Source organism: Chromohalobacter sarecensis (assembly GCF_023061135.1).
Taxonomy (GTDB): domain Bacteria; phylum Pseudomonadota; class Gammaproteobacteria; order Pseudomonadales; family Halomonadaceae; genus Chromohalobacter; species Chromohalobacter sarecensis.
Window position 1 is genome coordinate 236,825 of the sequence record NZ_JAKGAN010000003.1, and the last position, 26,498, is coordinate 263,322.

Consider the following 26,498-nt stretch of genomic DNA (forward strand, 5'->3'; position numbering starts at 1 on the left):
GGCATCTACCCGGGCGGCGTCTTTTCCAGCCGGCGTAGGAATGTATCCACCGGCTCGGGGCGTGCCAGATAGTAGCCTTGCAGAAAGTCGATGCCACGTGCGCTTAGATAGTCTTGCTGCACCGCGTTTTCCACCCCTTCGGCGACCACCCGGAGTTCCAGCGCCTTGCCCAGGGCGATGATCGAGCGCACCAATGGCGCGTCGCAGCGCGGCGTGATGGCATCGACGAAGACCTTATCGATCTTGATCTCGTCGACGCGAAAATCCTGTAGATAGCGCAGCGACGAATAACCCGTGCCGAAGTCGTCGAGGGCGAGGCGCACGCCGAGTGCACGCAGCGCATTGAGTCTGGCGGCGACTCCCGGGGTGACAAGGAGCGATTCGACGACTTCCAGGATCAGCCGCCGAGGGGCGAAGGCATGACGCTCGAGCAATTGCGCCAGGTGCGTAATGAAAGCATCGTCATGGAGCTGTTGTACCGAGACGTTGACCGAGAGCGACAGTTCGCTGCCGTGCAGCGCGCCGCCGAGCAAGGCGCAGGCCTGGTCGAGTACCCACTGGCCCATGGGACGTATCAAGCCGCTGTACTCGGCTTCGGCAATGAAACTGCCCGGTGCCAGCAGCCCGTCGCGTGGATGTTGCCAGCGCAAGAGCACTTCGGCGCCCGCCAAGCGTCCCGCAGGGTCAAACTGGCCCTGTAGATACAGACGAAACTGGTGTTCGTCGAGCGCCGTGCGCAATTCGCGTTCCAGGCGGTTGAGGCGCTGTTCCCAATCGCTTAGCTGGCTGGTGTAGAACGCCAAGTGGGGCGGTGGTGCCTCGCGTGCGTGCTGCACCGCGAGTTCGGCGCGTTGTAACAGCGATTCGATATCCTGCGCGTCGAGCGGGTAGCGTGCCACGCCGGCATTGAAACGCAACTGGCTGGGCGTGCCGAAGATACGCCAGCTATCCTCGCCCAGTGAGAGAAGCCGTTCCAGGCAGTAGCGGCGCAGCGACTCATCCGTTTGCCCGGGAATCGCGATCAGCAGGCGATTGGCCGGAAGGCGGCCGACGTGAATGCTGCCTTGCAGCTCGGACAGGCGTTCCTTGAGTTTCTCGGCCACCTGACGAATCGCTTCATCACCGGCCTGTTGGCCGAGTGTCTCGTTGATATGGCCGAGACCGCCCAGCCGTAACACCAGCAGGTGGAATGCCTCGTCGCGTTGTGTCAGCGCTTGCAATCGCTCGAGGAGCCCTCTCAGTGTTGCCAGTCCCGAGACTTCGTCGTGGTGGAGTTGGCGATACAGGTCATACTCTACCTCGCGACGGCGCAAGGATTCCGAAAACTGGGAGAGCAGTCCCGCGAACCCCATCAGGGTGGTGATTTCATCGCCATGCCACTCGCGCGGGGAGGTCGACTCACAGCAGATCGCCCCACGTAGCTCACCGCCGACGAAGATCCCTACATCCAGCATGGCGTGAATACGATTTTCGCGGAGGTAATGGTGCAAGCCACTGAGGCGTTCGTCATGTTGAGCGTCGGATGTGACCAGGCAAGGGTTTTGCGTCAGTGATGCGAGATAGCCATCCAGTCCGGTGGGCGCCAGCCTGATGCCATTGAGTGCTTCAACGAGCGACATGCGGCAGGTCAGGGCGCGATCCTTGTCGAGGAACCATAGACTGGCACGCTCCGCGCCTAGAACCTCGGCGCTGGTGTCGAGCAAGGCACGCAGGAAGGCGTCTTCATCGAGGTCACGCTGTAACAGTTCACGCATTCGACGCCAGGCTTCCTGTTGCTCCGCCTGGCGCTTTTGCGTCTCCATCAGCGCTTCCCATTGCGCAATGTTGTGGCGTGTCTGTTGGGCCATGCGATGTCGCAAAACCGCCCCCATCAGCATCACCATGATCGTGATCGCCATCAACCAGGACAGGCGTTGCTCGAAGAGCAGCGACGCCCCGATGGCGATCCCGCTACCTACCGCAAACACGCGGAAAAGCAAACTGTTACGACGTTGTTCTTTACGCAAGCGGTTTAATTGGCCGGCGGTATCGGGCGTCATGTGCGGCACCGGCGGTTGTCGAATCAAATATGAGTCGATCAGGTTGTCAGGCGTTGACGCAGGAAGTCGAGCATCGTATTAGCGGGCACCATAGTGACCTCGCTATCGCGGCGTCCTTTGTATTCCAGCTCGCCGTTATCCAGTCCGCGCTCGCCGATCACCACGCGGTGCGGAATCCCGATCAGTTCCTGGTCGGCGAATTTGACGCCGGGGCGCAGGTCGCGATCATCGATCAGTACGTCGACGCCGGCGTCGCTGAGTTGCTGATAAAGGGTTTCGGCATACTCGCGAACGCGCTCGGATTTATGTGCGTTCATGGGCACGAGCGTGACTTCGAACGGGGCGATGGCATTCGGCCAGATGATGCCCCCGGCATCGTGGCTCTGCTCGATGGCAGCGGCGACGACGCGGGTGACGCCAATGCCATAGCAGCCCATCAGCAAAGGCACTGCCTGGCCATTGTCGTCGAGCACGGTGGCATTCATCGCCGTGGAATACTTTGTACCTAGCTGGAAGACGTGGCCGACTTCGATGCCGCGTGCGATGGCCAATGTGCCCTTGCCATCTGGCGAGGGATCGCCCTCGACCACGTTGCGCAAGTCAGCCACCTTGGGCAGGGCGACGTCGCGCTCCCAGTTGATGCCGAAATAGTGCTGGCCGTCGATGTTGGCGCCGGCACCGAAGTCGCTCATCAGTGCCACGCTGCGATCGATGATCAGCGGCATCTCCAGATTGACCGGTCCCAGTGAGCCGGGGCCGGCGCCCACTGCCTGGCGAATTTCCGCTTCACTGGCCATGGTCAGGGGCGCGGCAACCTCGGGCAGGTTCTCGGCCTTGACCTCGTTGAGTTCGTGGTCGCCACGCACCAGCAAGGCCACCAGGCCGCCTTCTGCGGCATGCACCATCAATGTCTTGATGGTCTTCTCGATGGGCAGGCCATGCTGCTCGACCAAGGTGGCGATAGTACGCGCATGGGGCGTGTCGACTAGGCGCAGTTCTTCCTGGGGCGCGGCGCGCTCGGGTGTCTCTCCCAACGGGGCGGGGAGCGCCTCGGCTTTCTCCATGTTGGCCGCGTAGTCGGACGACGTGGAGAATACCACTGCATCCTCGCCGGAATCGGCCAGCACCTGAAACTCGTGGGAGCCGGTGCCGCCGATGTCGCCGTTGTCGGCTTCCACGGCGCGGAAATCCAGTCCCAGACGCGTGAAGATGCGCATGTAGGCATCATACATCGCGTCGTAGGAGCGCTGCAGGCCGGCCTGGTCGATATCGAAGGAGTAGGCATCCTTCATGATGAACTCGCGGGCACGCATGACGCCGAAGCGCGGCCGCGTCTCGTCACGGAACTTGGTCTGGATCTGGTAGAAGTTGGAGGGCACCTGCTTGTAGGAGCGTATTTCGTTACGCACCAGGTCGGTGATCACTTCCTCGTGCGTCGGGCCGTAGCAGAAATCGCGCTCGTGGCGGTCACGAATGCGTAGTAGCAGGTTGCCGTATTGGTCCCAGCGTCCGGACTCCTGCCACAACTCCGCTGGCTGGATCGCTGGCATCAGGACTTCCTGAGCGCCAGCGCGGTTCATTTCCTCGCGCACGATGTTCTCGACCTTGCGAAGCGTGCGCAGCCCCAGAGGGAGCCAGGTATAGAGCCCCGAGCTCAGGCGGCGAATCATGCCCGCGCGCAGCATCAGCTGGTGGCTGACGATGTCGGCGTCGGCGGGGGTTTCCTTGAGGGTGGAGATCAACAATTGACTGGCGCGCATGGACAAGCGGTTCCTTGGATTCGAGGCCTAACATCGCGTCGCCCTGAAGCGGCGCGGCAAATGGGGCTATTGTACGGTTAAGGCGTAAACGCGGCAAAAGTGATGCGTATTGGAGAGCACCGAAGCAGAGCGTCGAGTTTCGTGAGGCAGGCTCACGTTGCCGCGACGTTTACGATATCCTTACGCGTGTAATACCCGGTCGATGGGTGCCGTCGTCTTGGCCTTAAATAATGTATGTGAACAGAGCAAGAGGATAAAGTGATGAGTACCATGCACGACCGGAAAGTCTTCCAGGTTCGCCGCTGGATGGCGGCGCTGACTATCGTGGCCACCACCACGACGCTGGCGGGGTGCGGAACGGTATTCTATCCCGAGCGTAAAGGGCAGCCGAGTGGGCGTGTCGACCCTGCAGTGGCGATCGCCGATGGCGTGGGCCTGCTGTTTTATATCATCCCCGGCGTCATCGCTTACGCCATCGACTTTTCCAATGGCACGATCTACCTGCCGAGTCGCGATACCGCGCAGGTGGATACACTGCATTTCAAAGACGAATTGGATACGCAAACGCTCGAGTCGGTGCTGGCCGAGCGCACGGGTGAATCAGTGCCTCTAGACGACGAACTCGTGCGCATCGAACGGGTCGCTTCTCGCGATGAGGCGCTGGCGCTGGTGCGCATGTCAGGTACTTACGATAAAGAACGTCTTGCCTCGATGTAAGGACTTTGTTGGGGAATGAAGCAGTCTAGTGCGAGTTGTCTCACATGATTTTGATGAGTGTCATGCTACGAGGCAATTCGTGATTGGCATGAGAAAAACCAGACATGTAAACGCGAATATCAAACTGTTCTCAAAAAGACTCTAACGCATACTGAACACTCGATTCAGACGCAGGGAGTCTACCATGACATCACAATATAAAGCTTCTCGATTTGCGGCACCGTCCGAGCACCCGACGCAAACCTATCGTTTGAGCAACATGTGCTTGCCAGCGCCCTTGTCGGTGGACGAGCTGGAGACGTTCAGTACCATCAGTCGTCAGGTGTCGCCCTTGAGAAAGCGCCAAACGCTATTCGCACAAGGCGAAGAGTTCAAGAGTCTGTATATCATTCGCTGCGGAAGCTTGAAGCAAGTCTATCGTGATATCACTAATGAAGAGCACATTACCCAGTTTTATTTACCGGGCGAAGTGGTGGGGCTTGATGCCATCAGTCGTGGTTTTCATCCGGGAGTGACGCAGGCATTGGAAACGACCTCCGTCTGCGAAATATTGCCTGAAGCGCTCGAAGAGCTTGCCCAGAAGAGACCGAGTGAGCTGGGCATGAACGGTTGTTTTCTACGGGTGATGAGTCGCGCATTGCATCAGGAGCGCATGATGGTGCGTCTATTTTTGAATAGAACGTCCGATGTGCGTTTGGCCAGCTTTCTGCTCGCCTTGTCGACACGCTTTAGACAACAGGGATATTCGCCGTTTAGCTTCCGCCTTTCCATGTCGCGTAGCGATATAGGCAATTATTTGGGGTTAGCGGTCGAGACGGTGAGTCGTCTATTGGGACGTTTCCAGGACCTGGAGTTGCTCACGGCAAAGGGGCGAGAAATAAGAATCGACGATCTGGACGGGCTCATGGCGTTGGCGGATGGGCGTGGGCGTCAGTCCATCTGGCATACCCCGGTCACCTCGCCGAGCTCCAGACATCTCGCTGGTGTGTCGGCTCACTGAGACCAAGTGCGGGGTGGCCGCTATGTCGACGCTTTAGAGAGTTACCGACAGAAATACGAATAGGAGAGGGCGCCAAGCGCTTTATTCTACTGGTGCCCGGAGCCGGACTTGAACCGGCACGGTGTTACCACCGAGAGATTTTAAGTCTCTTGCGTCTACCTATTTCGCCATCCGGGCTAACGGATACGGAAGGGGAACACCATATAAGAAATGGAGGCTGGAGTCGGAATCGAACCGGCGTACACGGAGTTGCAGTCCGCTGCATCACCACTCTGCCATCCAGCCTTTTTGAACGCGTTGAAGAACGATCAACGTTCGAGTTTGGAGCGGGAAACGAGATTTGACCGGGCTGGCGTTCCAGCTTGCGACCTTCATCGACCGTTCCAATACTACCAAGTTTTGGAGCGGGAAACGAGATTCGAACTCGCGACCCTCGCCTTGGCAAGGCGATGCTCTACCGCTGAGCTATTCCCGCCGAACTCGAGGACGTATTATAGGGATAAGTCTGTGAATGTCAAACGTTTATGTGCCTCTGCGAAGTAAAAAGTACGCTCACATGGAGCGCGTCAATTCCGGCCACGCCGCGCGCAGGTACTGGAACATCGACCATAGCGTCAGCGCGGCGGCGACATAGAGCAGAACGACGCCTAGGTTGGAGATCATCGAGCCAGGCGCGAAGCCGAGCAGCAGCAGCAGCGAGACCATCTGCAGGGTAGTCTTGAGTTTCCCTACCCAAGAGACGGCGACGCTACCACGCTTGCCGAGTTCCGCCATCCACTCGCGTAACGCCGAGATGACGATCTCTCGACCAATGATGACCAGGCCCGGCAGTGTCAGCCACACGGCGTCGAAACGCTCGATCAGTAGCGCGAGGGCGACGGCGACCATGAGCTTGTCTGCGACCGGGTCGAGAAAGGCGCCGAAGGGGGTGCTTTGATTCCAGCGGCGAGCCAGGTAACCGTCGAGCCAGTCGGTCACTGCGGCAAGCCCAAACAACCCCGCGCACAGGAGCATGCTCCAGGCATAAGGGAGATAGAAGGCGATCACCAGTAAGGGAATGAACACGATTCGAGCAAGCGTCAATAGGTTGGGGATGTTCATCGCGGCATGTAAGTCCTGACTGGTGAATGAGGTCGTCGTGCTATTGTATCTTTCCGTTCATGGCTCATCCATGCAAGGCCTGATGAATGGTCGTGGCCATTTGCGCGCTGATGCCGGGTACGCGGGCCAGCTCATCGCGGCTGGCCTGGCGGACGCCCTGGAGCCCGCCGAAGAAGCGCAACAACTCCCTGCGGCGCTTGGGGCCGACACCGGGGATGTCCTGCAGGGTCGAGGTACGGCGTTGTTTATCGCGCTGCTGGCGATGCCCGGTAATCGCAAAGCGGTGCGCCTCGTCACGGATATGCTGGATCAGGTGCAAGCCAGGGGAGGCGCTATCGAGCGATAAGGCATTGTCGACGGTTTCCAGGAACAGCGTCTCGAGGCCGGGCTTGCGTGTCGTGCCCTTGGCGACCCCGAGCAGGTGCGTGCTCATGATGCCGACATCCTCGAGCACTTCGCGTGCCATGTTGAGCTGCCCTTTGCCGCCATCGACGATAAGCACGTCGGGCAGTTTGCTATCGTCCTGAACCAGGCGCTTGTAGCGGCGTGTCAGCGCTTGGCGCATGGCCGCGTAATCGTCGCCCGCCGCGACGCCTTCGATATTGAAACGTCGATAATCGGATTTCACCGGTCCATCCTGATCGAATACCACACACGAGGCGACCGTCGCTTCACCGTGGCTATGGCTGATGTCGAAACACTCCAGGCGCGTCGGGATCTCCTGCAGGTTGAGTGCCTCGCGCAAGGAATCGAAGCGCTTTGCCAGCTGCGAGCGATTGGCCAACTGGCTGGTGAGGTGTTGTTCGGCGTTGGTGCCGGCGAGACGCAGCCATTGGGCGCGATGACCGCGTACCTGATGCGCCACACGGATGCGTTTGCCGGCACGTTCGGAGAGTGCGGCCTGAATGACATCGGCATCTACAAGCGGCAGGGCCGTGATGACCTCGCTGGGGATGTCGCGATCATGGCCCAGATAATAATGGCTAATGAATGCACCGAGCAGCTCCTCCGCTGTCAGGTCCAGGCCATTTTGCGGCATGTGGTGGCGCGCCCCGAGCATGCGTCCACCACGTACGCTCAAAGCACTGATGCAGACGCCGCCCGGGCGCTCGGCGAGGGCGAAGATATCGGCATCGCCGTCGCCGGTGTCGACGATCTGACGCTCCTGCAGGCGGCGCAGTTGCTGAATCTGGTCGCGAAGACGTCCCGCTTCCTCGAAGTCCAGCGCCTGGCTGGCGGCTTCCATGTCCTGGGTGAGCTGCGCGGTCACCTGTTCGCTGCGACCTTCCAGGGACATGATGGCGTGGTCGATATCGCGCTGGTATTCCTCGCGGCCGATATAGTCGACACAGGGCGCGCTGCAGCGCTGTATTTGATATTGAAGACACGGCCGGGTGCGATGGGCGAAGACGCTGTCCTCACAATTGCGGATGCGAAATATTTTCTGCACCAACGATAGGCTTTCGCGGACGGCGGTCGAGCTGGGGAAGGGGCCCAGGTAGCGACCGTCGCCGCGTTTCCCGCGCGCACGTTTGAACTCGAGTGCGGGATAAGGGTGGCGATCCGAGACGAAGATGAACGGATAGGACTTATCATCGCGCAGGAGAATGTTGTACGGCGGCCGTTGCTCCTTGATGAGCGTCTGTTCGAGCAGCAGCGCCTCGGTCTCGGTGCGCGTGATGGTGACCTGAATATCTGCGATGCGCCCGACCAGGGCCTGCGTCTTGGTATTGAGGGCACCGCGAAAATAGCTGGCGAGACGTGCCTTGAGCCGCTTGGCCTTGCCTACATACAAGATCTCGCCGTCGGTATCCAGCATGCGATACACGCCAGGCGACTCGGAAACCGTTTTGAGGAAGTGCTTGGCATCGAAGCTCATGGGTGCAGGACATTCGTTGAGTCGGTCATGCCCGCTAGTGTATCAAAGGGAAAGGGGCGTCGGAGCCCTGACTCGCAGCGCCAGCGACACCCGGTCTCAGGAAGCCTCGTAGCCGTCTATCAAGCCGTAACGTAGCCCCAGGTGGGTGAGCTCGACATCGGATTGCACATTAAGCTTTTCGAAAATGCGATAACGATAGGTGTTGACGGTCTTGGGACTCAGAAAAAGCCGGTCGGAAATATCGCTGACCTTCTGGCAATTGACGATCATCATCGTCACCTGCAGCTCGCGATGCGAGAGCTGGTCGAAGGGGTTGTCCTGCGAGCCTATCTTGGAAAGCACAACCTTCTGGGCAATATCCGGGCTGATGTAGCGCTGTCCCCCGAAAATGGCGCGGATCGCGCGGACCATTTCATCGAGCTCCGTGCCCTTGCTGATGAACCCGGCAGCGCCGGCATCCATGAGGCGCTGGGCAAACGCTTCTTCGAGAAATGCGGTCACGATCACGACCTTTATATCCGACATGCCGCGCATGATCTTGCGCGTGGCTTCGAGCCCGCCGATGCCGGGCATACGTATATCCATCAATACGATATCGGGGCGCAGTTCACGTGCCATGTTGACGGCTTCTTCGCCATCGACGGCTTCAGCGATAACGTGCAAACCATCTTCGGAATCCAGCATTCGTGCAATGCTGGTACGCACCAGATGGTGATCATCAGCGACAAGAACCTTGATCAAGGGAACTCCTGTAATCAATCGCCGGTTAACGAAATAGTGGTCATGGCGGTCTTATGTGGCGGCCATTATGTAATTCTCTCAATCAACTTAACAGTAATATTGGCATTATGCTGCTGTGGGTTTTGCACTTTCGCGCGCTGCTCGACGCCAGTGCCGAACCGACTTGGCGGATGGTATGTGCGCATTGACATGGATGGATGGTGGCCGTAATATACGCAGCGTTCCAAGGGCGCTATCGCGGATATATTCCTTGGAAAGTGGATAAACGCATCGCTCGATGCGCTATCGACATGGGGCCTTAGCTCAGTTGGGAGAGCGCAACACTGGCAGTGTTGAGGTCAGCGGTTCGAACCCGCTAGGCTCCACCAGATTCGCCTGATATCAAGCCGCCGACGCATTGCGTCGGCGGCTTTTTTGCGTGTGTCGTTCAACGTCGGGTTGTCGTTGGCAGCGCCTTCTTTCAAGGGCTGGCGGGGCCGCTGGCACCGCATTCCAGACACCGGTATTGCATGCCGTCCTCGGCATGGCGCTCTTCGAAGGCTTGCAGGCGCTCGTCGTCATTAATCGTCTCGCTGACGCTGCACGCCGGGCATTCGATGGTACGTTCGTTATCGCGTTGCTCGATGAGAAACATGCTGTTCTCCTGCCGTAGTCTCGACTCGATGAAAGGCATATCTGCCGTGCAGTGATGGCAAGGCACAAAGCCTGTGAGCACGGAGCTCGTAAAGAGAAAGTCGGCGTTTGGCGGGGTTGCGTCAACGTAGACATTGGCGATGCCCGGGTAGTAAAAAATCAACGTTCTCGGGGCGTTGCAAGCGCTTGCGCGAGGGGCTTCGTCGTAAAGCGGGGTGTCGAGTAGGGTGGTGCCGTGGTAGTTAAGTTACAGGAAGGGCCGTCCCGCGGGCGTAGCACGCAAGGCAAGCCAGCATGTCGCGGAAATAAAGGAGCCGATGCCGTCCAGGCGGCATCGGCTCTTGCGGTGGATGTGGCGTGTCGGTGGGTTATTCGTCGACTTTGCCGAGCAGGAGGAATTCGATCAAGGCCTTCTGAGCGTGCAAGCGATTGCCGGCTTCTTGCCATACCACGGCACGCGGGTCGTCGAGCAGAGTCATGCTGATTTCCTCGCCGCGATGCGCGGGCAGGCAATGCAGAAACAGCGCACTATCGGCGGCGCGGTCGAGCAGTGCCTCGGTAACTTGAAAGCCGGCGAAATCCCGCTCGCGCTTGGCCTGTTCCTCTTCCTGGCCCATTGAGGCCCACACGTCCGTGGTGATCAGCTCCGCGCCTTGTACCGCCTGCTGAGGGTCGTTCAATATCTCTACGCGATCGCCGGCGGCTGCCACGAGATCGGCATCCGGCTCGTAACCCGGCGGGCAGCAGACGCGCAGTTGGAAATCGAACTGCCGTGCGGCATTGATCCACGAATGGCACATGTTGTTGCCGTCGCCGATCCAGACGGCGGTCTTGCCCTTCACCGACCCACGGCATTCGGTCCAGGTCATGACATCGGCCAGCAGCTGGCAGGGATGATAATCGTCGGTCAGCGCGTTGATGACCGGGACCTGGCTGGCGGCGGCATATTCCTCGAGTCCGGCATGCGAGAAGGTGCGGATCATGACGATGTCCACCATCTCGGCGAGCACGCGGGCGGTATCGCCGATCGGTTCGCCGCGTCCGAGTTGCGTATCGCGCGGTGAAAGGAAGAGCGCATGGCCGCCGAAATGCGCCATGGCAGTTTCGAAGGACACTCGCGTACGCGTCGAGGACTTCTCGAAAAACATCGCCAGGGTGCGGTTGGCCAAGGGCGTATAGGTCGGCCCTTGTGCCTGGAGGCGGTTCTTGATCGTAATCGCGCGCTGAATGAGGTGGTTGAGTTCCTCGGGTGACAGGTCGAGCAAGGTCAAGAAGTGGCGTGTGGCCATGGCGACGCTCCTTTTATATGTGATCCACGGCATATCTCAGGGCGACGACGCCCACCGACGAAAGCATGTGAGCGTAACAGCCAAGACGTGCCCCCCGAGGCCCGGCTTTCTGCGACGCTCGGCCTTGCAAGGGCAACATGCGGGCCGTGCGGAAAGTCGACCATCCTAGCCAGGCTGCCGAGAAGGCGCAATTGTCGATATCAAGAGTGTCGGTGTTACGAGGGCTGTTTTCGGCGCTCGCCATCAGTAGAATGGACGTACATTCACCCGACGTATTGCGGTGGTGCCGGTCAATGGCAAGCTGCCCCGCGTGAGGAAACTGAGATGAGCACGACTCTCGAGAACATCCAGCAGCAAATCGGCGAAAACACGATTCTGCTCTACATGAAAGGCACGCCCCAGTTGCCGCAATGCGGCTTCTCCGCTCAGGCGGTACAGGCGGTCATGGCGTGCGGTGAGCGTTTCGCCTTCGTCAACATTCTCGACAATCCGGACATTCGTACCGAATTGCCCAAATACGCCAACTGGCCGACCTTCCCGCAACTGTGGGTCAACGGCGAATTGGTTGGCGGCTGCGACATCATCGTGGAAATGCACGAAAGCGGTGAGTTGGAGAAGCTGATCAAGGAAGCCACGGCCAACGCCGAAACCGAACAGGAATGAGGCCTTGAGCCGGGCGCCCTCCCTTGGGAAGGCGCCGGCGCATCAAAAAAGCCCTGCCGATAAACATCGGCAGGGCTTTTGTATGGGGGCCAAGCGAGTAACGACGTGTCGCGTCAGTCCTCATCCATGCTTTGTTCCTTCTGGGCCAGCTCCCAGCCGCCGAGATCCTTGTAGCGGTTGACCATGGCACAGAATAGCTCGGCGGTGCGTTCGGTATCGTAACGGGCCGAGTGTGCCGCGTCGTTATCGAAGTCGATGCCCGCCGCGCGGCAGGCGCGTGCCAGCACGGTCTGGCCGTAGATCAAGCCGCCGAGCGTGGCGGTATCGAAACACGAGAACGGGTGAAAAGGGTTGCGCTTGATGTCGTTGCGCTCGATGGCGGCATTCAAGAAGCCCTGATCGAAAGCGGCGTTATGGCCGACCAAGATGGCGCGCGTGCACTGGTTGGCCTTGATGGCCTTGCGCACCGGCTTGAAGATTTCGCCCAGCGCGTCGTGCTCGTTCAATGCCACTTGCTGGCGCAGTGGGCTATCCAGGTCGATGCCGGTGAAGTCCAGTGCGGCCTGCTCGATATTGGCCCCGTCGAAGGGTTTGACGTGGAAGGCGTGCGTGGCATCGGGCATCAGGTTGCCCAGCTCGTCCATGGTCAGCGTCACGGCGGCGATCTCGAGCAGGGCGTCGCTCTGGGCATTGAAACCCCCGGTTTCCAGATCGACGACGACGGGGAGAAAGCCTCGGAAACGTTTAGCCATCAAATCGCGTGCCTGGCCGTCGCTCATGCTTTTGCTCCCATCCCAATGCGGTCTCGATAGCGTCGCCACACCCGGGGCGGGGCGACAAAGTGGCCGCGAGTGTAGCATTTTCACCCCTCGACGTCCCGCTGCTTGGTGTTCGTCAGCCTCACTCGGCGCTATAATCGGGTGACGTTTTCTCGCTGTGTTCGCGCAGCCGATCCATTCGATCAATATCCATCTTTTCAGGAGTCCCGCATGTCCGATGTGAACAAGGTCGTCCTCGCCTATTCCGGCGGCCTGGATACGTCCGTCATCGTCAAGTGGTTGCAGGAAACCTACGATTGCGAGGTGGTGACCTTCACCGCTGACATCGGTCAGGGCGAAGAGGTCGAACCGGCGCGCGTCAAGGCACAGGCGCTGGGCGTCAAGGAAATCTACATCGAGGACCTGCGCGAAGAGTTCGTGCGTGACTACGTTTATCCGATGTTCCGCGCCAACACGATCTACGAAGGCGAATACCTGCTGGGGACCTCCATCGCGCGGCCGTTGATCGCCAAGCGCCTGATCGAGATCGCCAACGAGACCGGCGCCGACGCGATTTCCCACGGCGCCACCGGCAAGGGCAACGACCAGGTACGTTTCGAGCTTGGCGCCTACGCGTTGAAGCCCGGCGTCCAGGTGATCGCCCCGTGGCGCGAGTGGGACCTCAACTCCCGCGAGAAGTTGATGGATTATTGCGAGAAGCACGACATTCCGGTCGACTTCTCCAAGAGCAAGAAGAAATCGCCGTATTCCATGGACGCCAATCTGCTGCACATCTCCTACGAGGGCGGCATCCTCGAGGATCCTTGGGCGGAAGCCGAAGAGGACATGTGGCGCTGGAGCGTGTCGCCGGAGGCCGCGCCGGAGACGCCGATGTATATCGAGCTGACCTTCGAGAAAGGCGATGTCGTCGCCATTGACGGCGAGCCGCTCAAGCCCCACGAGGTGCTTTCCAAGCTCAACAAGCTCGGCGGCGACAACGGCATCGGGCGTCTGGACATCGTCGAGAACCGCTACGTGGGCATGAAGTCGCGTGGCTGCTACGAAACCCCGGGCGGTACCATCATGCTGCGCGCCCATCGCGCCATCGAGTCACTGACACTCGATCGCGAAGCCGCGCACTTGAAAGACGAGATGATGCCCAAGTACGCCGAGGTCATCTACAACGGCTACTGGTGGAGCCCGGAGCGCAAAATGCTGCAGGCGGCCATCGACGAGACTCAAGGCAACGTCAACGGCGTGGTACGCATGAAGCTCTACAAGGGCAGTGCTACCGTGGTCGGGCGCAAGTCTGAGGAGTCGCTGTTCGATGCTTCCATCGCGACCTTCGAGGACGATGCCGGCGCCTACGATCAGAAAGACGCCGAAGGCTTCATCAAGCTCAATGCCTTGCGTCTGCGCATCGCGGCGGCAAAAGGCCGCAATGCGAATTGATCCGCATTCACTCGCGTCGAACGTCTCTCGGTCGAGCGGCGTGGAACGCATAGTCAGCGCGCAGGAGGCTTCATGCTGAAACGACTCATCGAGGGCTTGTTTCGTAGCGGCGATGCCCATGACGAGGAAATGCCCGCGACGGACTACGAAGGGTATCTGATTACGCCGGATCCGCAGGATGTCGGCGGTCAGTACCGGGTTAGCGGTTGGATTCGCAAGCCCGTCGAGGGCGGCGAGACACATGAATACCGCTTCGAGCGTTCGGATATCGTTTCCAGCCGCGATGACTGTATCGCGTTGACGCTGCGCAAGGCACAGCGCTATATCGACGATATCGGCGACGCGATGTTCGAGGAGCGCTGAGCGCTTTTACCATCGCTACCGCGCACGCGAATGCCAACGCCACTATCTTTGGAGCTATGGTCTCTGGAGTAGTGGCGTTTTTTATTGTCACGATATCTAGGACATGATCGCCGGGAACTCTCACCGCATCGCGCGGGCCTAACCTTTTATCACCCGATGGAGCCACGCATGATCACCGTGCATCACCTCGACAACTCCCGTTCGCTACGCATCGTCTGGCTGCTTGAGGCCTTGCAACAGGAATACGAACTCGTGACTCATCATCGTGACCCGCAGACGTTGCTGGCACCGGAGAGCCTCAAGCGTCTTCATCCGCTCGGCAAAGCGCCGTTGATCGTCGACGAGGGGCTGACCGTGGCCGAGTCCGGGGCGATCATCGACTATCTGATCGAGCGCTATGACGATGGCCAACTGGCGCCAGCGGTGGGAACGCCTGCGCATCGTGATTATCGTTACTGGCTGCACTACGCCGAAGGCTCCGCGATGCCGCCGCTGGTGATGCATCTGATCTTTTCACGCCTGGGCAAGCCGCCGGTACCGGCGCTATTGCGCCCCGTGGCGGGCAAATTGGGCCAGGGTGTGCAGGCCAAGTTTCTCGACCCCGAGATCGAGCGGCATCTGGCATTTTGGGAGTCCACACTTGCCGAGCATGCATGGTTTGCCGGCTCAGACTTCACGGCGGCAGATATTCAGATGAGCTTCCCCGTATTGGCGGTTGAATCACGACGTGGCATCAAGGATTTTCCTGCCATTGGCGACTGGTTGGGACGGGTGCGAGCGCGGCCGGACTACCAGCGTGCCGTGGCACAGACCGGCGAGTTGAATTTGAGTGCGACACGTTAGAGGAGGCGATCATGATGAATCACGGGTGGGTCAAAGGGCTGGCGCTGGGACTGGCCGGCTTGCCGATCATTGCCGGCGCCCAACAGGAATCGCACCAGGACGAAGGCGCAAGCGATGATGTTCCTAGCGTGATGGCCTGCGATGTCCTGCAGGATGAGATCGAAGCCAAGATTCGTGCCAATGGCGTCGAGGATTTCGAGCTCGATATTATCGCCAGTGAACGTGTCGACGAGGATGGCGTCCGCGAAGACGATGCCCTCGCTGGAGGCGATGTCGTGGGAAGCTGCGATGGCGGCACGCGCAAGGTGATCTATCGGCGCGGCGCCCAGGGGAGCGGGGCCATGTCGTCCTCGGATGCATCGCTGCCACCGTCCGACGCGAGCGCCGAGCCAGGGGATGACGCTGCCGAGCGCGAGGATATCGGCGACTAGGGGGATGTAATCCCGCCTTTTGGCGGTCCGCTTCCTTCGGCTGCTACCATGGCGCCTTTTATTCAGGAGGCGCGCGTGAAGGCCTTATTGCTTTCCGCCTACGCGGCCGTGAGTCATCGGCACTGGGCGGATGGACTGCAGCAGCAGTTCCCCGAGATCGACTGGCGACGCCTGGAGTTGCCACCTCGACACTTTCCCTGGCGGATTCGCGGCAATCCGCTGACCTGGTTGGGTCAGAAGAGCGACTGTCTGCATGAAGACTATGACCTGGTCGTCGCGACCTCGATGGTCGATTTGGCGACCCTGGTGGGCTTGTGTCCCTCGCTGGCGCGTGCGCGTAAGGTCGTATACTTCCACGAAAATCAGTTCGCCTATCCGCTTCCCAAGGGCCAGCGCATCCGCGCCGAGCCGTTGATGGTCAATCTCTACGCGGCTCTGGCGGCGGATGTCGTGGTCTTCAACAGCGCCTATAACCGCGACAGTCTATTACGCGGCGCGCGCGACTTCCTCAAGCGCATGCCCGAGCGTCTGCCGCTCGACACGTTGCTGTCACGCGTGGCCGACAAGGCCGTGGTGCTCCCCGTGCCCTTGTCCGAGGAGACGCCAAAGCCGGCTGGCTCGGGGCGGCGAATTCTGTGGAATCATCGCTGGGAATATGACAAGAATCCCGAGGCGTTCTTCACTGCGCTGGAAACGTTGGTCGCAGGCGACATCGACTTCGAGGTAGCGGTGCTGGGACAGCAGTTCCGCGATCAGCCGCCGGTCTTCGAGGCATCGCGTGCGTGGCTGGGCGAGCGTGTGGTGTGCTGGGGCGAGCAACCCGGCGATGTCTACCGAGAAATGCTCGAAAGCGCCGATATCGTGGTATCCACGACCGATCATGAGTTTCAGGGGTTGGCGGTCATGGAGGCGGTGACGCAGGGTTGTGTGCCGCTGGTGCCGGACCGGTTGTGCTTTCCCGAGTATTACGCGGCGGCGTATCGCTACGCGGGCGATCAGGCGACGCTCGAGGCCACCCTAGAGCAATGGCTGACCGATCCGGCATCGCGCCCGGCGCTGCCCGATGCGCGAGCCTGGCAATGGCCGGCGTGGCGCGAAGCGTATCGCGAGGTGCTCATGGGGACGTGATGAGGCATCACCACGTTGCCTTCATGCGATCTCGGTCTTGTCCTTATACTCGCAGAGATCCTCGATCACACAGCTCCCGCAGCGCGGCTTGCGCGCCACGCAGGTGTAGCGCCCGTGAAGAATCAGCCAATGATGCGCGTCGTGCAGAAAGTCCTTGGGCACGTGGCGCATCAGCTTTTGCTCCACTTCGAGAACGTTCTTGCCCGGCGCGATCCGCGTGCGGTTGGCGACGCGGAAGATATGCGTGTCCACCGCCATGGTCGGCTGGCCGAAGGCGGTATTGAGGATCACGTTGGCGGTCTTGCGGCCGACGCCGGGCAGTGCTTCCAGCGCCTCTCGCGTATCCGGCACCTCGCCGCCGTGACGCTCGAGCAGCAGGTGGCAGGTTTTCATCAGGTTGTCGGCCTTGCTGTTGTAAAGGCCGATGGTCTTGATCTTGTCCTTGAGCCCGTCGAGTCCCAGGTCGAGGATGCCCTGCGGGGTGTTGGCGATGGGAAATAGGTGCGCGGTGGCCTTGTTAACGCCGACATCCGTGGCCTGGGCCGAGAGCAACACTGCCGTCAGTAGCTCGAACGACGTTTGCCAGTGCAGCTCCGTCGTCGGTGTCGGGTTGTTATCGCGTAGGCGCGAAAAGATCTCGTAGCGTTTTTGAGCGTTCATGGGCGAATCAAGTCGATGAGGGAGAATCGAACGCGGCGCGTGCGGCGTCGAGCATGCGCTGGGCTTCGTCGACCTGGCCATGCGCGGCCTCGAGGCTGGCGGCATCGCCATGGCGCTGGGCATGCGTGACTTGTTGGCGAGCCTTGCGCAATGCCTGCTCGGCGGCCTTGACCGCCATGCGCCGATGGTGCGTGGCAGTGGTCTCGGCGCGCGGTGCCTGTGCGTCGCCGAGTTGCTGGTCGATATCCGTCAGGCGCGTGGTCAGCGTCGCGGCGCGCTCATCGAGCGCCCGGCTTGCCTCGGTGTCCAGGTCGCCGCGCTGGCGTTGACGTTCCACGCGCTTGAGTCCGGCGACCAGGCTGGCACGCGTCGCCTTGAGGGCTGTGGTATCCACGCTCGCAGTGTCGTCCTGTTGCGTCGCCTGAGCGGGAGTTGCCTCGCGCTTGGACATCGATGCCACGGCGGCCTGGCGACGTTCGCGCTTGCGGCGTTTCTCCTCGGCTTGGCGGGCAAGGCGCTGCTGACGAGCTTCGTAGCGTTGGCGACCCAGTGTGGCACGCTTGGTCAGGTAGGCGTCTTGCTGAGCCTGGGTGCGTGCCGCGAGCCATTCGGGGTGCGGCAGAATGTCGATACAGTCCACGGGGCAGGGCGCAACACACAGTTCGCAGCCGGTGCATTCGGATTCGATCACCGTATGCATCTGCTTGGCGGCGCCGAGGATGGCGTCTACCGGGCACGCCTGGATGCACTTGGTGCAGCCGATGCATTCCGCCTCGCGAATGTACGCCACTTTTGGAGACTGCGCCGGTTCTGCTAGGGGCTGGCGCTCCTGACCTGTCAACTCGGCCAGGCGCGCCATGGTGGTCTCGCCGCCGGGCGGGCATTTATTGATCGCTTCACCCGCCGCGATACCTTCGGCATAGGGGCGGCAACCGGGATGCCCGCACTTGCCGCATTGCGTCTGCGGCAACTCGGCGTCAAGGGTTTCGATGAGCGCGAGATTAGCGGACACCTTGCCTCCTCAAGTGATGCGCTGACCGGGTTCGGCGCCGTTATCCGGCGATAGCAGGTAGATACCGCCTTCCTTGTCGCCGGCGGCCAGGACCATGCCTTCCGAGACACCGAAACGCATCTTGCGTGGCGCCAGATTGGCGACCATCACCGTCAGCCGACCTTCCAGCGCCTCGGGAGCGTAGGCGGCGCGTATACCGGAGAAGACCGTGCGTGTTTCGCCGCCCAGATCGAGTGTCAACTTGAGCAGTTTGTCGGCGCCTTCCACGTACTCGGCCTTGGCGATACGCACGATGCGCATATCGAGCTTGGCGAAATCATCGAAGCCGATCTCAGCGGCGATGGGATCATCGGCTAGCGGCCCTGTGGCGCGTTCCTTGAGCTTTTGCTCCTCGGCGAGGACTTCCTTGGAGGCTTCGGTCATTTGCGCGATCCTGTCGGTGTCGACGCGGGTCATCAGCGGCTTGAACTTGGCGATGGCATGGTCTTCGAGCACGTCGTGGCGGCTTTCCCAGTCGAGGGAGTCGACCTGTAAAAAGACGCGCGCCTGCTCGGCCATGGCCGGCACCACGGGTTGCAGGTAGACCATCAGCACGTGGAACAGGTTGATGCCCACCGAGCAGATATCGAGCACTTCCTGCTCGCGACCTTCTTCCTTGGCCAGCACCCAGGGCGCTTTGTCGGCGATGTAGGCATTGGCCTCGTCGGCGAGCTCCATGATCTTGCGCATGGCGCGGCCGAATTCGCGCGCCTCGTAATCGGCGGCGATCGCCTCGCCGGCATCCGCGAAGCGTGCCACTAACTCAGGCTCGGCACAGCGGGCGGCGAGTTGGTTGCCATTGAGCTTCTTAACGAAGCCTGCGCAGCGGCTGGCGATGTTGACCACCTTGCCGACCAGGTCCGAGTTCACGCGCGAGGCGAAGTCCTCGAGGTTGAGATCGAGATCGTCGACCCCAGCGGTGAGCTTGGCGGCGAAGTAGTAGCGCAGATATTCCGGGTTGAGATACTCGGCGTAGGTCTGCGCCTTGATGAAGGTGCCGCGCGACTTGGACATTTTGGCGCCGTTGACGGTGACGAAGCCGTGGCAATTGACCCCGGTCGGCGTGCGCAGGCCTGCACCTTCCAGCATTGCTGGCCAGAACAAGGCGTGAAAGTAGACGATGTCCTTGCCGATGAAATGATAGACCTCGGCCTCGGAATCTTTCTTCCAGTAGCTGTCGAAGTCGATGCCTTCGCGCTCGCAGAGATTCTGGAAGCTGGCCAGATACCCGATCGGTGCATCCAGCCAGACATAGAAGTACTTGCCCGGTGCATCCGGAATCTCGAAGCCGAAATAGGGCGCATCGCGGGAAATATCCCACTCGTTGAAGCCTGACTCGAACCATTCCAGCAGCTTGTTGCGGATCTGCGGTTGCACATGACCGCCATCGATCCAGCCCTGCATGAAGTCGGCGAAGTCGGGCAGCTTGAAGAAATAGTGAGTGGACGTGCGAACTTCCGGCGTGGCGCCGCTGATCGCCGAGACCGGGTCGATCAGCTCTGCCGGCGTGTAAGTCGCACCGCACGCTTCGCAGTTGTCGCCGTATTGGTCGTCGCTATGGCACTTGGGGCAGGTGCCCTTGATGAAACGGTCGGCGAGAAACAAGCCCTTGACCGGATCAAACATCTGCTCGATGTCGCGCGTGGAGATATGCCCGGCATCGCGAAGCGCCGTATAGATACGCTCGCTGTGCTGGCGGTTCTCTTGTGAATGCGTCGAATGATAGTTGTCGAACGCCACCCCGAAGCGAGCGAAATCGGCCTGGTGCTCGGTGCTGACGTTGCTGATCAACTGCTCCGAGGTAATGCCTTCCTGCTCTGCGCGCAACATGATGGCGGTGCCATGGGCGTCATCGGCACATACATAATGGCACTCGTGGCCGCGGCTTTTCTGGAAGCGTACCCAGATATCGGTCTGGATGTACTCCAGCAAATGGCCCAGATGAATCGAGCCGTTGGCATAAGGCAGGGCACTGGTGACCAGGATCTTGCGCTGGGCGTTGGCGGTAGTCGGCATGGCGGCTCTAGTGACTGAAATCGGAAACGAAAGAAGGCGTCGCGAATGACATCGACGAAAGGGCGATTGTAGCCCCCTTGGCGCTTGGCTGCATCCGTGATGCGGAAGACGACGTAGACGCGATCGATGCGCTCGCGACACCTCGGTCAGGGTAACGTTCAGGACGTACTTGGCCAGCCGCCGGCGCGGATGGCCGGACATTCCGCGATATCGAGATTGTAGAGATAAAGCCAGGCTGGACCAAAGGCGGTGCGTTGAATCACTCGATCGTAGGTGCCGCTGCGCGGTGCGCGCACGCGATAATCCTCGAGCCGGTCGAGATCGCGTAGCCCTCGCGCATCGACTCGGTAGAGTTCCACGTCGATGCCGTGGGAGGGCTCTGACTTGGCGCCGGGGCAATGTCCCAAGTCGTAGAGAGTGACATCATCGAGCGTATCCGCGCCGATGAATTCGGCACCTGCGAGCCAATGGTGGTTGCGCAGGCCCCGCTTGAGCGTGCCGTACACGGCGACCAGCGGCGTGCGACGAATGGCGAGAACGGGTGAATGCATGGCGACCTTGCTTGACGACGAATGACGGTTCAGTGCTCGGGGCGGGGGTTGCCGCGATAGACGACGAAGTTCTTGAGTCCCTGGTCGGCAAGCCGCAGCGCCTGCATCTTGCTCATGATGCCCTGATCGCAATAGAGCGCGTAGCGTCGCTGCGACGACAACTGCGCGGTGCGTTCGCCGAGTTCGAAGAACGGAATCGCCAGCGGCTCTCCCTGCGGCAGTTTCAATGGTGCTGCCTCGCGTTCGTCGGGGTGGCGAATGTCGATTACCGTGACGTCATCGGCCTCGCGCAGCGCCTCGGCACTCTCGATCACGGGGACATCGAGCGTGCGTGGCGCGGGTGTGTCGAGCAGGCGGTCTACCCGCGATTGGCGGGTGGCCTCGAGGGCTGCGTCGAGCACGCCCATGTCGAAGTCGACCTCGGCGGCGTCGATCTGCTCGGGCCTGGGACGTGTATTGGGGCGTTGCGAGATCGTGCCGCAGTATTCCGGCAAGCGTTCGGCATGGGCGGCGGTGCCGATGTGGCGTGCATCTTCGATGATGGTTTGCTTGTCGTCGGCGATGAGCGGGCGCAGGACGGGCCGCTCGCTGACCGCATCGATCAGCCCCAGATTGACCAGGCTCTGACTGGACACCTGCGCCAAGGCATCGCCGGTGACCAGTGCCGAAATGCGCGCACGCGCCGCGACGCGATTGGCGGCCCGCAGCATCATGCGCTTGAGCACGACGCCCGCCAGGCCGGGGGGCACACGGCGCTGGATTTCATCGAGCACGCCATCGAAGGGCACACTGATGAAGTGAGCATGGTGCGAGGCACTGTAGCCTTGCCACACTTGGTGCACGACTTCGCGCACCGCCTGCTCGTGCTGCGGTCCGCCGAGGTTGAAGAATAGGTAATGCGTCTTGAGCCCGCGTCGGATCAAGCGCCAGGCGGCTACCGGCGAATCGTAGCCACCTGAGATGAGCGCCAGCGCCTGGCCCTGGGTGCCTAGCGGATAGCCGCCCAGGCCGGGCAAACGGCGCGTTACCAGGCGCAGATGCTGGTCCTGCAACTCGAGCGTGACGTTCACCTCGGGGTGGGAGAGATCCACCTTGGCGTCCGGGCTGGCGTCGAGCAGCGCGCCGCCCAGGTAACGTTCAAGATCCGCCGAAGTGAAGTCGTGCTGCCCGCGGCGCTTGACGCTGACGCGAAACCGGCGGCCGGCTAGCGGCGCTCGCCACAGCGCCACCAGGCGTTCGGCGGTTTCGTCGAAAGAGGCGAAGGTATGCACGTCGATCACCAGCACCTCGTGGATGCCGGGCACACGCGAGAGCGTTGCCTCCAGACGCTCGCGGGTAGCGTCGTCGATGGCGTGGCGGACCCGCACCTCCAGCGCATCCCAGCAGTCGGCGATCCGCACATCGGAGACCAGCGGCGTCAGGATGTTGCGCAGGTTGGTGCGCAGACAACGCACCATCTGCTTGCGCACAGGGCGGGACTTGATGGTGATCTCGGGGAAAAGCTTGACGCGATACCGCATATGTCTCGTGTCGAGTGCTAGTGAAGGTGCGCATGGTAGCAATCCGGCACTTGTCCGGCCAGTCATGCCGCCGAGGCTGCTACGCTGAATCCGTATATCGCGAGGAGACTTCCCATGCAATACGAACTGTATTATTGGCCGGGCATTCCCGGACGCGGTGAATATGTGCGCTTGGCGCTCGAGGCGGCGGGGGCCGACTACGTCGATGTGGCGCGTGAACGTCAGGATGGCGTGAGCGCGATCGGTGATCTGCTCGGCGGCGAGACCGTACCGTTCGAAGCATATCCGCCCTTTGCGCCGCCGATTCTCAAAGCGCAGGAGCGGCTCGTGTCGCATGTCGCCAATATCCTGCGTTTCTTGGGCCCGCGGCTCGACCTGGTGCCGGATGATGAAGCCAGTCGTGACTGGGCGCATGGTCTGCAACTGACGATGACCGATTTCATCGCCGAGATTCACGATGTGCATCATCCCATCGGCAGTTCGCTGTATTACGAAGAACAGCGAGATGAGGCGATCCGGCGCGCACAGGTATTCCGCCAGGAGCGACTGGGCAAGTTCCTCGGCTATTTCGAGAATGTTCTGGCGCGCAATCCGGCCGGCTCGGGGTATCTCGTCGGCGATGCCTTGAGTTATGTCGATCTGTCGCTTTTTCAGACCGTTAGCGGCCTGCGCTACGCTATGCCTCGCGCGATGGCGGCACAGGCACCGTCGACTCCCGGCGTAATGGCCTTGAGCGAGCGTGTGGCGTCATTGCCGCGTATCGCCGCTTATCTGGAGTCAGCCCGACGCCAAGCGTTCAACGAAGACGGCATTTTTCGCCATTATCTTGAGCTGGATGCCGATTGAGCGCTCGATGTTATCGTCCGGTGGCGCTATGTTGAGAAATGTGTGCGGGGGCCGCGCCCGAGCGCCAATGAATTTGATACCATCTTGGCGTTCGTGATCCGCGCCGTGGTGGGCGCTTCTTGATGGGCAGGGATAAGCGCATGTTTCTCGACGACTTTCACACCGTGACCGATGATCGGCTATGTATTACGGCCGAGCAGGCAAGCCGTTTCGCCAAGTGTATCGCTGGCGATTACAATCCCATCCATGATGCGGATGCACGCCGCTTCTGCGTGCCGGGCGATCTGCTGTTCGCCTTGGTAATGGCACGTTTTGGTCTGGCGCAGCGCATGACCTTCCACTTCAAGGGCATGGTCGGCGACAGTGTGCCGCTGTGCTTCGTGCAACACGACGACGATACCGTTCAGGTGACCGACGCCAACGGCAAGGTGTATCTCGAAGTCGAGCGCGGCGGCGATATCACCCACGACGCCGGCGTCATTGAGGCCTTTACGCGCCGTTACGTGGCTTTTTCGGGGCGTAACTTCCCGCATTACCTCAAACCGCTGATGGAAGAGCAGGGAGTGATGTTCAACCCCCAGCGGCCGTTGGTGATCTACGACAGCATGGGCTTCTCGTTATCGCGGCTGGATGTCGCCGAGGCTGGCGTAGCCTTCGCCGGCGCGACGCTGGATGTCTGCGGCAAGCGGGGAGACGCCTTGCTGCAATTCAAGATGACCGACGGCGACACGGCGATCGGCCATGGTTCCAAGAAACTAGTAGTCAGCGGACTGCGAGAGTACGACCCACCGGTGATGGACGCCTTCGTCGAGAAGTTCATGAACCTCAAGGCACATTACGCCATGGCCGATTGATGGACTGAATTCGCCTCGGCGGGTAATGGCGCGATGACGCTATGCTACATAGCTATATAAACGTCATGGTCATAGCGACAAGGAAGAGGCATGAGACGCTTGGGCAAGCTCGCCGGCGGGACGCTGGCGGTATTGGTGTCGTTGGTGGCACTGCTGATCGTGGTGTTGGCGTTCTTCGACTGGAACCTTCTCAAACCGACCCTCAATGAGCGCGTCAGTGATGCTCTGGAGCGGCCCTTTGCCATCCATGGCGATCTCGACGTGACTTGGTCGCGCGAGCCTGATGGTGACGACTGGCGCGCTTGGCTGCCGTGGCCGCATATCCATGCCGAAGACATTGAACTCGGCAACCCCGATTTCATCGAGGCGCCGCCCTTGGTGCGCATTGCGCGCCTGGAAACGCGCGTTTCCCCCTTGGCATTATTGTCACGATGTCTCCATTTGCCGGAAATAAGCGTGCGTGACGCGCGTGGGCATTTGGTACGGCTGGAGGAGGGGCGCAATAACTGGACCTTCGCGACGTCAGGTGGCGACGATAGCCAGGCGTCGCAAGAAGGTTCGGGTTGGCGGCTGGATATTGGGCGGTTGGATTTCAAGGAAGCGACGGCCACCTATCGCGACGCCGAGCATGACGCCGATATCGCGTTCAGCGTGTCACCGCTTGGCGAAACGGTGCCCTATGCGCAAGTCGCTGGCGGTGACGCAGCGCTAGACGATCGAGCGGTCGATGATTTCCAATTTGCCTGGCAGGCCGAGGGACGTTACCGCCAGGAGCCCTTCGAAGGCGAGGGCCGCCTGGGTGGCATGCTGGCATTGGTCGGTGACGGCTTACCCTTTCCGGTGGAGGCGGATGTGCGCTCCGGGGATACGCGTGTGGCGCTCGCCGGTACTTTGATCGATCCGCTAGCGGGCGGAGATATCGATCTCAATCTACGCTTCGAAGGGCCGAGCCTCGATGCCCTGCAGCGATTGACCGGCGTGACGCTACCCGCGACACCGGCTTATGCTACCGAAGGTCATCTGACGGCGTCGCCCATGGCAAAGACGCCTACCTATCGCTATGACGGCTTCACCGGCACCATCGGTGACAGCGATATTCGTGGCGACTTGCACTACACACTCGCCTCGCCACGCCCGCGTCTGGAAGGCGAGCTGGTGTCGCAGCGCTTGCGTTTTGCCGATCTGGCACCACTGATCGGAGCCGATGCCAATGCCGACAAGGCGGCGCGCGGTGAAGAGACGCAGCAGCCAAGCGATAAGGTTCTCCCCGTGGAAACGTTCGATACCCAGCGTTGGCAGGCCATGGATGCTGACGTGCGCTTCACGGCCGAGCGGATCGAACACGATGCTGATCTACCGCTCAACGATTTGTATGCCCATGTGCACATGGACGCGGGTGAGTTATTACTGGACCCGCTGCGCTTCGGAGTCGCTGAGGGTAACCTCAATACCACCGTTCGTCTTGATGGCGCTCAGGATCCAATGCCCGGACGTATCGACATGCATGTGCGCGAGTTGCAACTAAAGCGCTTGCTGCCGCAGCTCGAGGGCATGCAAGAAAGCCTTGGTGAACTTAATGGCGATCTGAGTATGGAGAGTCATGGCAACTCCGTGGCCGAATTGCTCGGCAATGCCGATGGCAATGTCTATCTGTTGGTCCGCGAAGGCGTGATCAGCCGCAATCTGATGGAGCTAGTGGGGCTTAACGTCGGCAACTATCTGATTGGCGAACTCTTCGGCGACGAGCAGGTGGCGATTCAGTGTGCCGCCGCCGACTTCAATATCGAGGATGGCAAGGCCGAGTCTCGACTCTTCATGGTCGATACCGAGAATGCCCTGATCAAGGTGGACGGCATGGCCGATTTTGACACTGAGCGCCTGGATTTCACCATCGAGCCGGAGAGCAAGAACATGCGGGTGTTTACCTTGCGCTCGCCACTTTACGTCCGCGGTACTTTCAGCAATCCCGAGCCGGGCGTCGAGGTCGCTTCATTGGTCGCCCGTGGCGCGGCCGCCTTGACCTTAGGCACGGTTGCCTCGCCGGCGGCGGCGTTGCTGGCACTGGTCTCGCCGACGGCGGCTGACAATAGTGCCTGCGGCGGCTGGCTGGGTGAGTTACAACGCGAGTAATCTTCATTCAGCCGCGCGATGCAACCACTGAGCGCGTGGCTTGTCACACGTTGCGTCACCAATTGTCACAGGA

General features: G+C 60.7%; 24 protein-coding genes and 4 tRNA genes. 12 read left to right on the plus strand and 16 right to left on the minus strand.

Going from position 1 to position 26,498, the window contains the following annotated elements; genetic code table 11:
- Window positions 1–5: 5 nt before the first annotated feature.
- Both L1071_RS06865 and L1071_RS06870 read right to left on the minus strand, forming a co-directional pair.
- Window positions 6–2,039 carry a putative bifunctional diguanylate cyclase/phosphodiesterase gene (locus L1071_RS06865; protein WP_246970338.1) on the minus strand — a complete coding sequence of 678 codons (2,034 nt, stop codon included), beginning with the start codon at window positions 2,037–2,039 and terminating at the stop codon, window positions 6–8.
- Window positions 2,040–2,077: 38 nt separating this feature from the next.
- A complete protein-coding gene (locus L1071_RS06870) occupies window positions 2,078–3,799 on the minus strand; it encodes a proline--tRNA ligase (RefSeq protein ID WP_246970349.1) in 1,722 nt (573 codons plus the stop codon).
- A 261-nt stretch (window positions 3,800–4,060) separates the two neighbouring features.
- Between L1071_RS06870 and L1071_RS06875 the strand changes: the two genes are divergently transcribed.
- Both L1071_RS06875 and L1071_RS06880 read left to right on the plus strand, forming a co-directional pair.
- Window positions 4,061–4,516: a hypothetical protein gene (locus L1071_RS06875; RefSeq protein ID WP_425531232.1), complete on the plus strand. Its 456-nt coding sequence runs from the start codon at window positions 4,061–4,063 to the stop codon at window positions 4,514–4,516.
- A 184-nt stretch (window positions 4,517–4,700) separates the two neighbouring features.
- A complete protein-coding gene (locus L1071_RS06880) occupies window positions 4,701–5,516 on the plus strand; it encodes a helix-turn-helix domain-containing protein (RefSeq protein ID WP_246970363.1) in 816 nt (271 codons plus the stop codon).
- 90 nt (window positions 5,517–5,606) lie between these two features.
- Here the strand turns inward: L1071_RS06880 and L1071_RS06885 are convergent.
- The 6 genes from L1071_RS06885 to uvrY all read right to left on the minus strand — a co-directional run bounded on the left by L1071_RS06885 (window position 5,607) and on the right by uvrY (window position 9,237).
- Window positions 5,607–5,693, minus strand: a tRNA-Leu gene (locus tag L1071_RS06885).
- 34 nt (window positions 5,694–5,727) lie between these two features.
- Window positions 5,728–5,801: transfer RNA gene (locus L1071_RS06890), tRNA-Cys, on the minus strand.
- A 115-nt stretch (window positions 5,802–5,916) separates the two neighbouring features.
- Window positions 5,917–5,991, minus strand: a tRNA-Gly gene (locus L1071_RS06895).
- 77 nt (window positions 5,992–6,068) lie between these two features.
- The gene (gene pgsA, locus L1071_RS06900; protein WP_246970367.1) at window positions 6,069–6,617 is read right to left on the minus strand and encodes a CDP-diacylglycerol--glycerol-3-phosphate 3-phosphatidyltransferase; all 549 of its coding nucleotides are present in this window, start codon (window positions 6,615–6,617) and stop codon (window positions 6,069–6,071) included.
- Window positions 6,618–6,681: 64 nt separating this feature from the next.
- Window positions 6,682–8,496: an excinuclease ABC subunit UvrC gene (uvrC, locus tag L1071_RS06905; RefSeq protein WP_246970385.1), complete on the minus strand. Its 1,815-nt coding sequence runs from the start codon at window positions 8,494–8,496 to the stop codon at window positions 6,682–6,684.
- 96 nt (window positions 8,497–8,592) lie between these two features.
- Window positions 8,593–9,237 (minus strand): UvrY/SirA/GacA family response regulator transcription factor, encoded by a 645-nt coding sequence (uvrY, locus tag L1071_RS06910; RefSeq protein ID WP_246970392.1) that lies wholly within the window; start codon window positions 9,235–9,237, stop codon window positions 8,593–8,595.
- A 292-nt stretch (window positions 9,238–9,529) separates the two neighbouring features.
- Here uvrY and L1071_RS06915 point away from each other — a divergent pair.
- Window positions 9,530–9,605: transfer RNA gene (locus tag L1071_RS06915), tRNA-Ala, on the plus strand.
- 92 nt (window positions 9,606–9,697) lie between these two features.
- On the opposite strand, the gene L1071_RS06920 is transcribed toward L1071_RS06915, so the two are convergent.
- Window positions 9,698–9,871: a hypothetical protein gene (locus L1071_RS06920; protein ID WP_178997276.1), complete on the minus strand. Its 174-nt coding sequence runs from the start codon at window positions 9,869–9,871 to the stop codon at window positions 9,698–9,700.
- Between the two features lie 367 nt (window positions 9,872–10,238).
- Window positions 10,239–11,159 carry an ornithine carbamoyltransferase gene (gene argF / locus L1071_RS06925; RefSeq protein WP_246970398.1) on the minus strand — a complete coding sequence of 307 codons (921 nt, stop codon included), beginning with the start codon at window positions 11,157–11,159 and terminating at the stop codon, window positions 10,239–10,241.
- Window positions 11,160–11,483: 324 nt separating this feature from the next.
- Between argF and grxD the strand changes: the two genes are divergently transcribed.
- Window positions 11,484–11,822, plus strand: a complete 339-nt coding sequence (gene grxD, locus L1071_RS06930; protein WP_246970404.1) for a Grx4 family monothiol glutaredoxin — start codon at window positions 11,484–11,486, stop codon at window positions 11,820–11,822.
- Window positions 11,823–11,935: 113 nt separating this feature from the next.
- Here grxD and rnt read toward each other — a convergent pair whose 3' ends face one another.
- Window positions 11,936–12,601, minus strand: a complete 666-nt coding sequence (gene rnt / locus L1071_RS06935; RefSeq protein ID WP_246899342.1) for a ribonuclease T — start codon at window positions 12,599–12,601, stop codon at window positions 11,936–11,938.
- Window positions 12,602–12,811: 210 nt separating this feature from the next.
- On the opposite strand from rnt, the gene L1071_RS06940 reads away from it, so the two are divergent.
- The 5 genes from L1071_RS06940 to L1071_RS06960 all read left to right on the plus strand — a co-directional run bounded on the left by L1071_RS06940 (window position 12,812) and on the right by L1071_RS06960 (window position 16,797).
- Complete coding sequence (locus L1071_RS06940; RefSeq protein ID WP_246970406.1) at window positions 12,812–14,032, plus strand: argininosuccinate synthase; 1,221 nt, start codon at window positions 12,812–12,814, stop codon at window positions 14,030–14,032.
- A gap of 72 nt (window positions 14,033–14,104) precedes the next feature.
- Window positions 14,105–14,395 carry an HlyU family transcriptional regulator gene (locus L1071_RS06945; RefSeq protein ID WP_246899345.1) on the plus strand — a complete coding sequence of 97 codons (291 nt, stop codon included), beginning with the start codon at window positions 14,105–14,107 and terminating at the stop codon, window positions 14,393–14,395.
- 168 nt (window positions 14,396–14,563) lie between these two features.
- Window positions 14,564–15,238, plus strand: a complete 675-nt coding sequence (locus L1071_RS06950) for a glutathione S-transferase (RefSeq protein ID WP_246970408.1) — start codon at window positions 14,564–14,566, stop codon at window positions 15,236–15,238.
- Between the two features lie 11 nt (window positions 15,239–15,249).
- On the plus strand, window positions 15,250–15,669 hold the full coding sequence (locus tag L1071_RS06955) for a DUF1161 domain-containing protein (protein WP_246970410.1): 420 nt from the start codon (window positions 15,250–15,252) through the stop codon (window positions 15,667–15,669).
- Between the two features lie 75 nt (window positions 15,670–15,744).
- Window positions 15,745–16,797, plus strand: coding sequence for a tRNA-queuosine alpha-mannosyltransferase domain-containing protein (locus L1071_RS06960; protein WP_246970412.1), 1,053 nt, complete (start codon window positions 15,745–15,747; stop codon window positions 16,795–16,797).
- A gap of 21 nt (window positions 16,798–16,818) precedes the next feature.
- On the opposite strand, the gene nth is transcribed toward L1071_RS06960, so the two are convergent.
- From nth to thiI, 5 genes are all read right to left on the minus strand, one after another.
- A complete protein-coding gene (nth, locus tag L1071_RS06965) occupies window positions 16,819–17,457 on the minus strand; it encodes an endonuclease III (RefSeq protein ID WP_246899351.1) in 639 nt (212 codons plus the stop codon).
- Window positions 17,458–17,464: 7 nt separating this feature from the next.
- A complete protein-coding gene (gene rsxB, locus L1071_RS06970) occupies window positions 17,465–18,469 on the minus strand; it encodes an electron transport complex subunit RsxB (RefSeq protein ID WP_246970417.1) in 1,005 nt (334 codons plus the stop codon).
- A 9-nt stretch (window positions 18,470–18,478) separates the two neighbouring features.
- Window positions 18,479–20,524 carry a methionine--tRNA ligase gene (gene metG, locus L1071_RS06975; protein ID WP_246970433.1) on the minus strand — a complete coding sequence of 682 codons (2,046 nt, stop codon included), beginning with the start codon at window positions 20,522–20,524 and terminating at the stop codon, window positions 18,479–18,481.
- Window positions 20,525–20,682: 158 nt separating this feature from the next.
- A complete protein-coding gene (locus L1071_RS06980; protein ID WP_246970436.1) occupies window positions 20,683–21,075 on the minus strand; it encodes a gamma-glutamylcyclotransferase family protein in 393 nt (130 codons plus the stop codon).
- Window positions 21,076–21,104: 29 nt separating this feature from the next.
- Window positions 21,105–22,595 (minus strand): tRNA uracil 4-sulfurtransferase ThiI, encoded by a 1,491-nt coding sequence (gene thiI / locus L1071_RS06985; protein WP_246970448.1) that lies wholly within the window; start codon window positions 22,593–22,595, stop codon window positions 21,105–21,107.
- Window positions 22,596–22,709: 114 nt separating this feature from the next.
- On the opposite strand from thiI, the gene L1071_RS06990 reads away from it, so the two are divergent.
- From L1071_RS06990 to L1071_RS07000, 3 genes are all read left to right on the plus strand, one after another.
- Complete coding sequence (locus L1071_RS06990) at window positions 22,710–23,441, plus strand: glutathione S-transferase (RefSeq protein ID WP_246970456.1); 732 nt, start codon at window positions 22,710–22,712, stop codon at window positions 23,439–23,441.
- A gap of 140 nt (window positions 23,442–23,581) precedes the next feature.
- The gene (locus L1071_RS06995; RefSeq protein ID WP_246970459.1) at window positions 23,582–24,295 is read left to right on the plus strand and encodes a DUF3581 family protein; all 714 of its coding nucleotides are present in this window, start codon (window positions 23,582–23,584) and stop codon (window positions 24,293–24,295) included.
- A 90-nt stretch (window positions 24,296–24,385) separates the two neighbouring features.
- The gene (locus tag L1071_RS07000; protein WP_246970462.1) at window positions 24,386–26,425 is read left to right on the plus strand and encodes an AsmA family protein; all 2,040 of its coding nucleotides are present in this window, start codon (window positions 24,386–24,388) and stop codon (window positions 26,423–26,425) included.
- Window positions 26,426–26,498: the final 73 nt, after the last annotated feature.

Coding starts and splice junctions, on each gene's coding strand:
- L1071_RS06865 (WP_246970338.1), bottom strand. CDS start 2,039: ATGACGCCCGATACCGCCGGCCAATTAAACCGCTTGCGTAAAGAACAA.
- L1071_RS06870 (WP_246970349.1), bottom strand. CDS start 3,799: ATGCGCGCCAGTCAATTGTTGATCTCCACCCTCAAGGAAACCCCCGCC.
- L1071_RS06875 (WP_425531232.1), top strand. CDS start 4,061: ATGAGTACCATGCACGACCGGAAAGTCTTCCAGGTTCGCCGCTGGATG.
- L1071_RS06880 (WP_246970363.1), top strand. CDS start 4,701: ATGACATCACAATATAAAGCTTCTCGATTTGCGGCACCGTCCGAGCAC.
- pgsA (WP_246970367.1), bottom strand. CDS start 6,617: ATGAACATCCCCAACCTATTGACGCTTGCTCGAATCGTGTTCATTCCC.
- uvrC (WP_246970385.1), bottom strand. CDS start 8,496: ATGAGCTTCGATGCCAAGCACTTCCTCAAAACGGTTTCCGAGTCGCCT.
- L1071_RS06920 (WP_178997276.1), bottom strand. CDS start 9,871: ATGTTTCTCATCGAGCAACGCGATAACGAACGTACCATCGAATGCCCG.
- argF (WP_246970398.1), bottom strand. CDS start 11,159: ATGGCCACACGCCACTTCTTGACCTTGCTCGACCTGTCACCCGAGGAA.
- grxD (WP_246970404.1), top strand. CDS start 11,484: ATGAGCACGACTCTCGAGAACATCCAGCAGCAAATCGGCGAAAACACG.
- rnt (WP_246899342.1), bottom strand. CDS start 12,601: ATGAGCGACGGCCAGGCACGCGATTTGATGGCTAAACGTTTCCGAGGC.
- L1071_RS06940 (WP_246970406.1), top strand. CDS start 12,812: ATGTCCGATGTGAACAAGGTCGTCCTCGCCTATTCCGGCGGCCTGGAT.
- L1071_RS06945 (WP_246899345.1), top strand. CDS start 14,105: ATGCTGAAACGACTCATCGAGGGCTTGTTTCGTAGCGGCGATGCCCAT.
- L1071_RS06950 (WP_246970408.1), top strand. CDS start 14,564: ATGATCACCGTGCATCACCTCGACAACTCCCGTTCGCTACGCATCGTC.
- L1071_RS06955 (WP_246970410.1), top strand. CDS start 15,250: ATGATGAATCACGGGTGGGTCAAAGGGCTGGCGCTGGGACTGGCCGGC.
- nth (WP_246899351.1), bottom strand. CDS start 17,457: ATGAACGCTCAAAAACGCTACGAGATCTTTTCGCGCCTACGCGATAAC.
- metG (WP_246970433.1), bottom strand. CDS start 20,524: ATGCCGACTACCGCCAACGCCCAGCGCAAGATCCTGGTCACCAGTGCC.
- L1071_RS06980 (WP_246970436.1), bottom strand. CDS start 21,075: ATGCATTCACCCGTTCTCGCCATTCGTCGCACGCCGCTGGTCGCCGTG.
- thiI (WP_246970448.1), bottom strand. CDS start 22,595: ATGCGGTATCGCGTCAAGCTTTTCCCCGAGATCACCATCAAGTCCCGC.
- L1071_RS06990 (WP_246970456.1), top strand. CDS start 22,710: ATGCAATACGAACTGTATTATTGGCCGGGCATTCCCGGACGCGGTGAA.
- L1071_RS06995 (WP_246970459.1), top strand. CDS start 23,582: ATGTTTCTCGACGACTTTCACACCGTGACCGATGATCGGCTATGTATT.
- L1071_RS07000 (WP_246970462.1), top strand. CDS start 24,386: ATGAGACGCTTGGGCAAGCTCGCCGGCGGGACGCTGGCGGTATTGGTG.